At 47.6% G+C, this 13,954-nt stretch carries 4 protein-coding genes; all 4 read left to right on the forward strand.

Annotation, left to right across the window (positions count from 1 at the left end):
• Positions 1 to 11: 11 nt before the first annotated feature.
• The 4 genes from METMI_RS0111465 (at position 12) to METMI_RS0111480 (ending at position 13,953) form a co-directional block, all read left to right on the forward strand.
• Positions 12 to 10,772, forward strand: coding sequence for a filamentous haemagglutinin family protein (locus METMI_RS0111465; protein ID WP_083930263.1), 10,761 nt, complete (start codon positions 12 to 14; stop codon positions 10,770 to 10,772).
• 435 nt (positions 10,773 to 11,207) lie between these two features.
• Positions 11,208 to 12,842, forward strand: coding sequence for a DUF2341 domain-containing protein (locus METMI_RS0111470; RefSeq protein ID WP_232215209.1), 1,635 nt, complete (start codon positions 11,208 to 11,210; stop codon positions 12,840 to 12,842).
• A 31-nt stretch (positions 12,843 to 12,873) separates the two neighbouring features.
• Positions 12,874 to 13,278 (forward strand): ExbD/TolR family protein, encoded by a 405-nt coding sequence (locus METMI_RS0111475; RefSeq protein ID WP_019866443.1) that lies wholly within the window; start codon positions 12,874 to 12,876, stop codon positions 13,276 to 13,278.
• Positions 13,279 to 13,287: 9 nt separating this feature from the next.
• The gene (locus METMI_RS0111480) at positions 13,288 to 13,953 is read left to right on the forward strand and encodes a TonB C-terminal domain-containing protein (RefSeq protein ID WP_019866444.1); all 666 of its coding nucleotides are present in this window, start codon (positions 13,288 to 13,290) and stop codon (positions 13,951 to 13,953) included.
• Position 13,954: the final 1 nt, after the last annotated feature.

The raw sequence follows: 13,954 nt of genomic DNA on the forward strand, positions 1-13,954 counted from the left end.
AGGCGTAAACCATGGCTAAAAGACAAACTGTGACTCAACAAACAACCATTGATATATTTAAATTAAGGCCCTTGCCAGCGTGTATCCGGATGGCTGTCGCTAGTGGCGTGTTAATGGGGTCGGTGTCACCAGTCCAGGCTGAATTGCCCATACCCTCTTCCACTCAAGCATGGGCGTCATTAGGTGTCGCTACGCATCAAATTATAGATAACGGCAGTACGTTGCACATTGACCAGCAATCTCAAAACGCTATTCTGAATTGGGACAAATTTAATGTCGGCGCTAACAATAAGGTTGAATTTAATCAACCCAATAGCAGTGCAGTCGCATTGAACAGGATACTTAGGGACGCTAATCCTAGCCAGATCCTTGGCCAAGTCACGGCCAACGGGCAAATATATCTCTATAACCCGAATGGTTTTGTGTTTGGTAAGGATTCGACGGTGAATGTCAACACCTTGGTTGCGTCGTCGTTAAACATTTCAGATGAAACTATAACCAATGGTTTGACCAAACAAAGCGGCTTAGGCATAGACAAGGCCGCATTGGGGGATGCCGCCACCAAAGCCAATTCAAAAATACGCATAGAGCAGGGTGCGAAAATACAGGCCAATGGTGACGCCAATAATGACGGTTTGGTCATCATAGCGGCTCCTGATGTGGAAAATAAAGGCACTATCACCACTAATGAATTTGGCCAGGTTATCCTTGTCGCTAGCCAAGATAAAGTGTATTTGCAACCTACTGATCAAAAGAGTCCATTTTCTGGTTTATTGGTGGAGGTTGATACGGGGGGCAAAGTGTCGAACCTTGGGGATATTTTAGTCCGTCAAGGCAATATTACGCTGGAAGGTTTTGCCGTGAACCAGGGCGGGCGACTGACGGCGACTACATCGGTCAATGTCAATGGTTCAATCCGGCTGTTAGCTCAAGAACAGCATGTCAACGATGGCGGTAGACTTTATGCGACCAAAACCGTCCGGAATACTGAAGCGGCTGACAAACTGGGGACCCAATCTAAAATCACCTTCGATTCCGGCAGTTTGACCCAAATCATTGCTGATAACCAAACGGCCGATACGGCGATAGACACTAAAGTCCAGGCGCAATCTTATATGGATATGATTGCCGACCAGATACATATCAAAAGTAACGCGGCTATTGTCGCACCCTACGGCAATATCAACGCGATTGCGACCGATGACCTAAGCATCATTGACCGCCAAAGTAACGCGGTGGTCTTGCCGACCACATCCAACGCGTCAAAAAATGCCGGCCGTATTTTGGTTGATAAAGGCGCCACGATTGATGTGTCCGGCACCCAACACGTACAGGTGGCGATGGAGCGCAACGTAGGCAAGGTGTCGGTACAAACATTCGATTTACGGGATTCGCCATTACAAAAAGATGGGGTTTTAAAAGGGCAAACCATCTTTGTAGATACGCGGCAGAGCACGCCCATTGTCGATATTAGCGGGGCAAAAAACAGTGTCGAGCGTACGGTAGAGGAGCGTCTGGCGAAAGGTGGCCAAATCAATTTGACGTCAAACGGGGATGTGATTGTAAATAGTGGCGCCGTTGTCAATATATCCGGCGGATCAATTGACTTTAAAGACGGCTATATCAACACCACCAAATTATTGACTGATTATGGCAAGATAGTTGATATCAGCGACGCGGATCCGAATGAGCATTATGTGTCGATTTTCGGTGTCATTAAGCAGGAGCATAAAAAATGGGGCGTAACCGAGGTATGGGACAACTCGTCCTTATTTGGGCAAGGCAGGTTTGAGAAAGGCTATAGCGAAGGCCAAAGTGCGGGGTCGATTAATATTCAAGCGCCATTGCTATCATGGAATGCAACTTTGATTGCAGGGTCTACTGCAGGTATTTCCCAGCGGGAATTAGCGGATATGCCGTTTGGTGGTTCATTTATCCTTAATGAAACAGATGGTAAAGACGGTAGGGCTTATGTATCAACGCAGAACGTAATATTTCAGGCGGAAAACAATACGGTTGCACTAGGTGCTGACGATAAATTCCCTGCCCAGGCAAATGGTAAAGCCCCCGCTTCACTAGTCTTGTCCAATGCGTTACTGAACAATTCCGGTATCCAAAAGGTTGTCATCAATACGGCTGGCAGCGTCAAAATTGCTAAAAATGCCGCCATAGACAATTTAGGGGCCAATATCTCCCTGAATGCCGGTAATATTGATGTGGCCGGTAGCATTTACGCTGCGGGCGGCACGATTAATTTGACGACTAATGGGTTTGGGGTTGACACTAAAGAACTGGGTAAGCTTACTCTGGGTGAATCCGCGAAGTTGGATGTGTCAGGCAGGTGGATAAATGACTTGCAATTAGGTTTTTCGGCGGTGCCTGTTGAGCCCTTGGCGATAAATGGAGGTACTGTCAATTTGACGGCCATTGGTGACCTGGATATGAAGTCAGGTTCCTTGATTAAGGCTGATGGCGGGGCGCATTTATCGGTCAATAATAATTTGACGGAAGGTAAGGGCGGTAATGTCAATTTGGCGGCGGTTGGCTTTGATTTCCCAAGTTCTTTGCATCTTAATGGCAAGTTGTCGGCATGGGGGTTGTCCGAGGGTGGTAGCTTGAGTTTGACTAGCGCCAAAATCACTGTGGGCTCGGCTGTCAGCATTCCCGATGCCAATGGTATTTCCCCTTTGGCCTTAAATGTCAGCAATGGCAGCTTTTCTAAGTTAGCCCATTCAGGGTTCAACAAAATTAGCCTGAACAGCCATGATGACAGTTTGACCGTCACGGGTAAAACCCACTTAAGGCTGCTGGCGCAAAATCGGGTGTTAGAGAGTAATTTTAGCCAACAAGCGAGTGCCAGGTCTTTAACGGCCTTAACTCATGTGGAGACTTTACCCGAACATTTACGCAACCCTGTGGATTTGACGCTGACAGGGTTGCTGGGCGTGACACTGAAACAAGGCAGCCAAATCATTGCGGATACCGGTGCGTCCATTAGCCTGGCTACCAGTAAGGGAGGGATTTTTGTCGATGGCACAATTGCAGCGCCTGCCGGGTCAATAGACTTGACCATTAAGACATCCGGATTGCCCAACTATGACCCGACCCAAGCCATCTGGTTGGGTAGCCATGCAAGCTTATTGGCAAACGGCACCACTAAAATGCAACCGCTGGACGCAATTAACAGGCGTTCAGGTGAGGTTCTGGATGGCGGTAAGGTTTCTTTGGTGGCGGAGCGTGGCTATGTTATCCAGGAAAAAGGTTCTTTGATTGATGTGTCGGGCACACATGCCATTTTGGATCTGCCTGTTGCCAACGCCAAATCCTCGGACATTCATTTCCAGCCTAAGGACGTAGGTTCCAATGCGGGGTCGATCATTGTCAAGGCTGGCGAAGGGATAGTCTTGGAAGGTGAGGCAAACGGCCATGCGGGTTCTAAAACAACCCAAAACGGGCGTTTCGATTTGACGTTAAATCCGGGGTTACGGGGAATCCCCTCGGATTTGGAGCCCGTGTTCCCAGGAATAGAAAAAGTCATTAAGCTCACCCAACATACCGGTTCAGTCCTTGCGGATAAATTCCATTATGGTGACCGGCTTGATAAGTTTAGCCCCGGAATTCCGTTAGGTAAAAATAGCTTAAACGGCACGGCGAGGGTCAGTAGCGACTATATAGAAAAAGGTGATTTTGGCGATGTCCGCTTAAGCAGCCCTTTTGAGATACGTTTTGTCGGCCATGTCGAACTGAACGCAAAATCGCGTATTGAGCTGAACACACAAAAAATTGGTTGGGAAGCAGAAAAAGGGGTCGAAGGGGATATTGTCAAATTAAATACCGCTTATTTAAAAGCGGGCACTGATGAGATTTTAAACAATACGAAGTTCAATGATAAGCTTGGAACCGGAGCCGGTAAATTTACCGGGAATGCACGCTGGACGGAACTGGTCGGGCCAACCCGATGGGATGGTTTTAAACAAATCAATCTCAAAAGTGAGCATGACTTGCGCGTTAGGGGGGTATGGAATTTAGATCAAAAAAAATATCTGGGTGGCCTAAAAACCGCCGCCAACTTGAATTTGGCCGCCAGCCAAATTTATCCCAGCACATTGACCGAGTTTACTTTTAGTGTTGATAAAACCCTTAACCCTAAAGGCAAAATCAATATTAGCGGTAAAAATAATGACGAAACCCCCTTATCAGCCAATGGCGTATTAAGTTTTGACGCCCCAACTATTAACCAAAATGGTGTTTTAAAGGCACCCTTCGGCACGATTAATCTGAACGCCAGTTCTAAGTTGACATTAGGCGGCAAGAGCCTGACGTCAGTTTCGGCAGACGGCAAAACGATTCCGTTTGGGATTACAGAAGGTGGCCTTTTCTGGCTTTATCCCCTGTTTGACGGAACCAATCTGGTTTTCAACACCACCTCACAGAATTTCCGGCCAATCCAATCCAAACAGGTAAATTTGACCGCACCTGAGGTGACGCTTGCACAAGGCAGTAAAATAGATATTTCTGGTGGTGGGGATTTAAAAGCTTATGAGTTTATTTCAGGAGCAGGCGGTACTTACGATTATTTAAGTCCAAGTAGCCCGTCTTATCAAGGCGGTTTTGCCATAGTGCCTTCGCTTGGATCGGCCTTGGCGCCTTTTGACCCTATGCAGCAATTGGAACTGGCAAAATTATCCGCAGATCAATTGGCCAGTTATGGCGTCGGCAGCCAAATCCATTTAAGCGGGGCGGGCGAATTACCGGCAGGGACTTACACCATATTGCCAGCACGATACGCATTGTTGCCAGGGGCGTTTTTAGTTACCCCACAAGCCAATACCCAAGACCAAACTGTCACTACCTTTAATGCGGCGGGTTTGCCAATTGTATCCGGTTACCAAACCCTTGCCGGGACAGGTACACGCAGTGCCCGCACCAGCGGCTTTTTAGTTGAGTCAGGTAAGGATATCCGTAAACATTCGGAATATGACGAACAAACCGCCAATTCGTTTTTTGTTGCCAAAGCCACTGCCAATGATGCCAGCATACCGTTAATACCCAAAGACAGCGGCCAGATTGCTATTGATGTGGCCAATAAGCTGCTGATTGAAGGCACTATCAATTCCACTCCCGCAACCGATGCAAATGGCCCTGGACGTGGTGGCAAGCTGGATATTGCCAGTATCAACGGGATAAAAATTGTTAACGGTTTAAGCGTTTCGCAAACGCCGGGCACCCTGGAAATCCAAGCCGATAATTTAAATAACTTAAACCTGGACAGCCTGTTTTTAGGCGGGATTCGCCGTAGGGATAATGCGACTGGTGAAACGGATATAACCGTCAATGCCGCCAATGTTGAGGTGGCTGAAGGTGTTGGCTTAAAAGTTAAGGATTTGGTTATTGCCGCCAAAGATAACATTTCCATAAAAAGGGGTGCTGTTTTGACGGCTAGCGGTGCTGTCAACACGGGCGACACTTCTTTTAAGGTCGCAGGGTATGGTGCGTTGTTGCGGGTATCGAGTGATAAACAAGTTAGTTTAAGCAAGGATTCAACCCGTCAAGACCAAGGTGAATTATTTTTTGAAGAAGGCGCGGTTATAAATGGCCTAAGCACTGGCACGTCCACATCAACTTTGGCATCCGTATTGGTGGATTCCAGCCAGACCACCCGAATAGACGGGGATATCCGGATGACCGGAGGCTCTTTGAGCCTGAACGCCAATGCCATCAATATTGGTGAAGTGGATAATGTCAATACCAACGCGCTGAATTTGACGAACCGGCAATTAAGCAATCTATTGGTCGATGAATTGCTGCTCAATAGCCGTCAAATGATCAATTTTTATGGCAACGTTGGTAAAGTCGGCGCTGGAGGCGGCTTCTTGACCCAGGACGGTTCGATAGCGCCTTTGCAATTTGGGCGTTTAGTGGTCAATTCGGCGGGATTTTCGGGGTTTGCCAATCAGGGTAAAGCGGTAAGGCTGCAAGCCAACGCCCTAGTTGTCGGCAATTCAACAGGGGCGGCCGCCAGTGCCGGGACGGGTGACGGCCAGCTTGACATTTTGACGAATGACTATGTGCAAGGTGCCGGTAATTTCAATTTTAATGGTTTCAAAACAGTTAACATCAACCCCATTGACGACAAAACTAGCCAATTCCATATTGACGGAAAAAGCCTGTTGACAGTGGCTAGCGATTTGAACCTAAAAACCGATTATTTGACCGCCTCAGGTGGTGCCGATATGACCATCAATGCCCTAGGCCATAAGGTGGTGGTTGATAATGCTGGCCATGTTGACAATACCATGGCCAGCGGCTTCGGTGCTTCGGTCAATATCTCCGCTGACGCGGTTGGGTTTAATACCAACGCCTTACTCTATTCCGGTAAACTGGCATTACATGGGGCAACGGGTGATGTAGTTGTTGGTGATCAGGCCGCCATTAATTTGGAAGGTAAAGCAGTCAAATTTGCGGACGTTTTTGACTATACGCCAGGTGGTGTATTCAGCGCCATTGCCGATCAAGGGAAGATAATGTTGGCGGCGCATTCGAAAATAAATTTAAGTACTGGCGGCGGGCTTGCTGAGGGTGGAAAGCTGATTTTGAAAGCGCCTAAGCAAACGGTTGATTGGTCAGGGGCGATAACGGCTGTGTCCGGTAGCGCAGTGGTTGATATGGCAAGATTTAACCCATCATCCAGCTTTGATGCCTGGATCGGTTTGCTGTCGCAAGCGGGCGTTTCGCAATCTGTTTACTTCCGTTCCCGTGAAGCCGACCTTGTCCAAGGAAGCGGTAAGGAAATTAAAGCCGATTCCATCACCTTGGTCGCTGACCATGGGGCAATCGGTTTGTCAGGCAAGCTCAACGCCGATGGGGCGGCTGAAGGCGGAAAGATTGAATTATATGCGGGCGATAAAATTACCTTGCAAAACACTGGCGTTTTGTCAGCGAAAGGGATTAAGGGCGGCAATGTCTTGATGTCATCTGTGGACGCTGATGAAGATGGCGCAAGTGGGATTTCCATCCAATCCGGTGCGTCAATAGATGTCACTGGCAGTACAGTGGCCCAAGGCGGGGATGTGACGCTACGTGCCCTGCAGGACACCAAGACGGTCATCAAAATTGACCCGGTTGCCGCTAATACAGTCAAAGGCGCGCAAAATTATTATGCCGAAGCCGTTAAAAAATACCGTAATGCGGATATAGCAAACGGTGTGGTCGACAATACGGTGATAGCCCAAATTCAGGCGGACACCTTCAATTATATGAGCGACGGCCATATTAAGGCGGTCAAGGATGCCATTGATAGCCATATCCTGCTACGCCCAGGGATAGAAATAGATTATCAAGGTGATTTAAAGGTCAAGGATACTTGGGATTTTGCACAAAATGACTTTTTAGGTTTGCCGCAATGGCGGTACGGCGGTAAAAATGACATCACAGGTAATTTGGTCATTAGTGCGACAGGTAGTTTAGCCATTGCCGCTTCAATTTCAGATGCTTATGTGGAAGGTGTTTTTGGGCCGGCTTTGCAGGGCGGTAATTCCTGGTCGTATCAATTGGCCGCAGGGGCGGATCTAGGTAGCGCAGATAATTTTGCGACGATCAACTCCGTTGGGCACAACCTGGAAATTCAAGGTTCTGCAAATAACCCCGTGTCTGTGCGGACAGGTATTGGCGATATTAAGCTTGCTGCCGGTGGCGACGTTATCTTTAAGAACCAGTATTCTACGGTTTATAACTCAGGTAGGCCTTCAGAAACTAATCCTTATGGTTCGCTAGAAAATTATTTGTCATCCAATGACTATATAGTCCTGTCCAATGCGCAATATGCCGTTGATGGGGGTGATTTGGTCATCAAAGCCGATAACAACGTGCAGGGTGCTGTCAGCAATCAATTTATAACTGAATGGTTGGTGAGGGTTGGTGACTGGGGTAGCAACATCCCATTAAATGACCCGGCTGATAGCCGGACGGCAACGGCATGGGGCGTCGATGTTGGTGGCTTCCGTCAAAATGTCGGTTCTTTTGGTGGCGGTACTGTCAATGTGAGTGCGGGTGGGAATATCAATAACCTTTCTGTGATGATGCCTTCTACGGGCAAACAAATAGGTAAAGTAGATCACCGTATTGATCCGAATACAGGTTTGGAGGTCACTAACAGCAACGGTTCGCCCAAGTTTTTAACTAATGACGTGTTGGTTGCGGGCGGTGGGCAAATGTCCGTCCAAGCTGGCGGCAATATTTCAGGTGGTGCTTATTTGCTTGGCAAAGGTGATGGAAGCTTGTCGGCAGACGGACAAATCACGGGTGGTAAAGAATTTACCAACGGGCCGCAATTGGTGATGGGCGATAGCACACTGGCGTTGAATGCAAAACAGGATATCAGCATTTCGGCGGTGTCCGATGCGATGGTCTTATCCGGTGAAAGGCAGTTTTATACCTATACCCCTACCAGTGGCATAACAGTCAGGTCGTTGTCGGGCGATGTGAATCTGGGTGCGGATACTTCGGTTGTCAGGGGGAAACTGGCTTTAGAATCTAGCGATTATATCCGTGAAACTAGCATTTATCCGGCCTCGTTAAGGGCCACCGCATTTGGCGGGAGTGTTGTCGTTGATGAAATTAACCTATTCCCTTCGGTATCCGGCAAATTGAGTATCCTTGCTAAAGACGGGATAAAAGCCAATGCCAACAGTATTAATCCAAGCGGGTTTTTTATGCGTGATGTCGATTTGCGCTTAATACCTGACGCATTTTCACCCAAATTAGCGGATTTTTCAGAGGACGGCTTTATTACCGCGCTGACTTCGCGATCAACAACCCCCGTCGATTTGCTCCATAAAAATGACAAAGATCCGGTGAGATTGATTACTCAGGAAGGCGACATCCAGGATATTCAGGTGCTGGTGTCGAAAAAAGCCATTGTTCAGGCTGGCCGCGACTTGAGCAATGTGAGGTTGGATATTCAAAACATCAACCCCAGCGATGTCACGGTATTGTCGGCGGGCCGTGATATTAGCTATAAAGTGCAGCTCGATGACATCGGCTTTTTGGCGGGTGTGAACAATGCCACAGCCCCCTATTTACAAATTTCTGGGCCAGGCGATGTGTTGGTCAAAACTGGCCGTAATTTAGATTTAGGTGTTTCAAAAGGGCTGCTCACGGTAGGAAACGAGTTGAACACCAACTTGGACAGCAAAGGCGCGAATATTACCGTATTGGCCGGATTAAACGGGAAGGAGCTAGGTTACTCCAACTTTATCAGTAAATATCTGACGGATTACCCTTTAGATAATAATTTCAATACGGTCAGTGGGCTTGTTAGGGATTATGTCCGAGAGAAGTTAGGCGATAGCAATTTATCTACCGCAGACGCATTGAAAGTGTTTGAGAAATTTGGCGACGCGCAAAAATCGTTGGCTGACGCCGTGAAGTCGAATTCGGGTGACGCGATAGATGCGGCAAATAGCGTGATCAATAAATTGAAAGCAAGGCTAGGCGAAGGGCATTATGCCGCCATTGAAGCCGATTATCAGGGCATGCAAGCGAAAGTGGCCGCCATGATCTTGCCAGTCTATGAAAACCATGCAAACCTTTCTTATCAGGGGATAACAAACGCGCAAATTGTTGGCTTTTTGAAGGATAGCAGTTCCGCTAAGTACAATGAAATGATTGGTAAATATTTCCAACATTTTGCTGTTGCCGAACAGTTTAATGGTGCCACTACGGTCGTTGCTGGTTTTATGCGTGAACGGACCGGCAATGCCGGGTTAACAGATGCCCAGGCTCTGGCTTTGTTCAAGGATCTTAGTGACGATGACTATCTAAGTATCCAGCAACAATTGAATAATGAAGTTTTGCCTGTTTACCTTAATGAGATTAAAGAGTCTGGGGCCGCTTCTGCAGGCGATAAAACTTTAGGGAATGACCGGGCGTTTGCCGCTATCAATACCCTATTCCCCGGAAGTGAATTAAAAACTGACAATCCTGCATTCCCTTGGCAAGGCGATGTCAATCTGATATTTAGTACGATACAGACTGTTGAAGGCGGTAACGTCAATCTTTTGGTTCCTGGCGGAAAAGTCAATGCTGGTTTGGCGTTCGCTTTCCCTGGATTGGAAGCGAAACAATCTTCCGACTTAGGGGTTATCGCGCAAAAAAGCGGTGATATCAATGCCATTGTCCGTGATGATTTTCTGGTAAACCAGTCGCGCGTATTTACCCAAGCCAGCGGCAATATTTCCATTTGGTCAACCGAAGGGGATATCGATGCTGGCCGTGGGGCTAAAACAGCTTTGTCAGTGCCTGAGACCGTCGTGACTTACACGAGTAGCGGTAAGAAAAGCGTTATCATACCTGCTGTGTCTGGTAGTGGTGTACGGGCATCGGCCCCTCAAGGCAACGTTAGCGGGGAGGGCGATGTCTTCCTTTTCGCGCCTGGCGGTGTTGTGAATGCAGGCGAAGCGGGGATTGGGGGTAGCAACGTGACCATTTCAGCGACAGCCGTCCTAGGCGCCAATAATATCCAAATCGGCGGCGTCAGTACGGGGGTGCCCACCGCATCGGTCGGTAGCCTCGCGGCCGGTTTATCAGGGGTCAGTAACTTAAGCGCCAGTGTTAGCCAAATTGCCCAAGCTGCAACAGATACCGGTGAAAAGGAAAGGGCCGATAGAAATAATAAATCCGCAAAACTCGGTGTTTTAAGCGTTGATTTTATTGGTTATGGTGATGAAACGCCGAACAATAACAATAAAAACAAGTCCCGTCCTGCCTCTTAAAAAAACATCTTAGAAAAAAGGGGAGGGCTACAAAATACTTTTGTGGCCCTCTTTTTTTGCATACGCAGCAGCTGCACACTGCGTCATCCAAGATGGAAGCTATCGAATCTTCCCATACCCTTTGTACGATGCCCTAAAAATTGCCTGCTTTATCAGGCTGCACTTTATAAATTTATTGCTCTCGGAAATTATGCGAATACCGCTTAGTTATTGGCGGTAATAATCCTGTAACGAAATTTTGTGATAATTTCCGCATTAACTATGAAATTGAGAATGGCAATGAAACGCTTTGGTCTTTTACTGATTTTTTTAACACTTTTCCCTTCATTTGCATCTGCTTGGTGGAGCGATGATTGGGGATACAAGAAAAAAATAAGCCTTGATACAAAAAAACTTCAACAAGATGGTGTCACCATACCTGAGGATGCTTTTGCTTTGGTACGGTTACACACCGGTAATTTTAGTTATTTTTTAGATTTGGCCGAGAAAGGCAAAGACATACGTGTGTTGGCAGCTGACGAGGCGACGCCATTAAAGTTTTATATTGAAAAAATCGATCCTGTTAATGAGATGGCATTTATCTGGGTCAAGTTACCTAAGGATATTGCCACGAATCCGGAACCGTCTTTTTGGCTTTATTACGGTAATGCCGAGGCTGTTGATGGGCAGGATGTGGCAGGCTCTTTCGATGTCAGTGAAGTGCTAGCCTATCAATTTGACCAAAGTGCGGTTAAAGATTTGACTGCATATGCCCATCAGGCATCGGAGGCGACCGCCACTAATAGTGAAGGCGGATTGATTGGCGGAGCGGCAGTATTTCAGGGGGGGCAAATTATTCGTGTGGCTTCGGCACCTTCACTGGCGATGTCCCCGGCAACAGGCTGGACAGTAGAAACCTGGGCAAAATTTGACCAGCCCCAACAGGGTATGGTAGTTTTCCAAAGGGCGGGTGTTGCGCTGGTCTTAAAAGAGCTAACGCCTTATTTGCAAATTACGGATGCTGCAGGAAGCAAGCAAGAATTTGCAGGCACGGCGCCGTTGACGGTGGCTTCATGGCAACATTTGGCGGTCGTTGCCACCTCGAGCAAAATTACCCTCTATCTTAACGGCACTGCGGCTGGCGAATTTCCGGTGGTTTTGGCGGAATTGACCGGGGATTTGGCCATTGGGGCGGATGTGGCTGGTGCGAGGGGCTTTTCAGGCTTGTTAGACCAATTCACCGTCTATAAAGTCGCCCGCGATGCCAACGCAATAAAATTTGATGTGCAAATGCAAGGTGCGAGTTCGGCCGTCTTGGCCTATGGGGAGGATTCAACGCCAGATAGCGAAGAAGGCGAGTCCTATATTATGAGCACACTCAACAGTGTGACCATAGATGGCTGGATTATTATCGGTATCTTAGCGGTGATGTTCGTCATCAGCTGGATGGTGATGATTTCAAAAGCGATTATCCTCAGCCGTACCGCTAGTGAAAATAAGAAATTTGAAGAGGCATTCAGCTCTTTAAGTGTGCAAGAGCTTGCGACCTTAAATAGGGAAGATGGCGAGGATGACGAGGATTATGAAGAATCCCCTATGTTATTGTCGTTGACTGCCAATCACAGTGCTTTCACTGGTTCGTCCATTTACCGCATTTATCATATCGGTGTCGAAGAAATGAACCGGCGCCTAAATAAAACCAAAGGGACTGATGTTGCCTTAAGCCCCCAGGCAATGAACGCGGTTAAGGCCTCAATGGATGCGGTTTTGGTTAGGGAGTTGCAGAAGCTCAATTCTCAAATGGTGCTTTTGACTATTGCCATCAGTGGCGGCCCGTTTTTAGGGCTGTTAGGTACGGTGGTCGGCGTTATGATCACATTCGCTGCGATTGCCGTTAGTGGCGAGGTTAATGTCAACTCGATAGCGCCTGGTATTGCGGCGGCTTTGACCGCAACGGTAGCAGGCCTTATGGTGGCGATACCTTGTTTGTTTGGCTACAACTATCTGGGCGGGCGTATTAAATCAATTTCTGCGGATATGCATGTTTTTGTTGATGAATTCATCGCAAAAATGACAGAACAGCATACCTAAGACACACCTTCTGCATAGTTGAGCAAATGTTATGAAAGTACAAGAAGAAAATGAGGCCTATGACGAAATTAACGTCACCCCCATGTTGGATTTGGCCTATGTGTTGTTGGTGGTGTTCATCCTAATGTGTACGGCTTCAGTGCAAGGCATTACTGTCGATTTACCCAAAGCCAGTGATGCACCTAGCCTTGCCAAACCGCAGACCAAAGCGATTACCATTACTGCTGACGGCACCATTTTTCTGGATACCTACCCTGTCACTATGGAACAACTGGAATCCATGTTACAGCAGTTCAAGGCAGTAAATCCGGCGTTGCCTGTGGTCATTAAAGGCGATGCCAGCGTGCAGTATGTCAAAATCGTTGATGTGTTGGCGATGCTGGGTAAGCTGGACATTACCCAGATCGGCTTGGTTACACAAAATCTGGTTAAATAAAAACGCCTAATGACTACGAAGAAGAAACATTTTCGGGTTTACTTGCCCACCATTATAGGCGGCTTGATTTTGCTGGTGGTCACTGGATTGATTATCCGTGCAATTAGCAATATTCAAGAAAAACCCGAAAAAAAAGAGCGCACCATCCAAAAAATCACCTTAACAAAACCGCCCCCCCCGCCGCCACCCCCACCTAAAGTGGAGAAGCCACCGGAGCCGGAGATAGAGGAAAAAATTGAACAGGCTCCTGAACCCGAACCTGAAGAAATGCCCGATGTCGCCGATGAACCCCCTCCAGGGGATCTAGGTTTGGATGCCGAAGGCTCGGCGGGTTCGGATGGTTTTGGGTTGGCTGCACGTAAAGGAGGCAAAGGCCTCTTAGGCGGTGGCGGCGGTGGAGACCCTTATGCTTGGTACGGCGGATTAATTAAAAACGATATTTTGGATATTCTTTCTGAGCATGAAGAGCTGCGGAAAAAAGGTTTCACGGCAATTATTAAGTTGTGGCTAAACGTGGATGGTTCTGTCCAACGATTTGAATTAGCAAGGGGCAGTAATGATGCGGAAATAGACGACCTAATCAACCGTCTGTTGAGCAAATACCGGAAAGTGGATGAACCGCTCCCGCCCGGCATGGAACAGCCAGTCAAGCTAAGAATTACATCAAGAATCTAAT

The organism is Methylovulum miyakonense HT12 (assembly GCF_000384075.1).
GTDB lineage: Bacteria > Pseudomonadota > Gammaproteobacteria > Methylococcales > Methylomonadaceae > Methylovulum > Methylovulum miyakonense.

Excerpts from the sequence above, each read along its gene's own strand:
- METMI_RS0111465 (WP_083930263.1), top strand. The coding sequence starts at position 12 with ATGGCTAAAAGACAAACTGTGACTCAACAAACAACCATTGATATATTT.
- METMI_RS0111475 (WP_019866443.1), top strand. The coding sequence starts at position 12,874 with ATGAAAGTACAAGAAGAAAATGAGGCCTATGACGAAATTAACGTCACC.
- METMI_RS0111480 (WP_019866444.1), top strand. The coding sequence starts at position 13,288 with ATGACTACGAAGAAGAAACATTTTCGGGTTTACTTGCCCACCATTATA.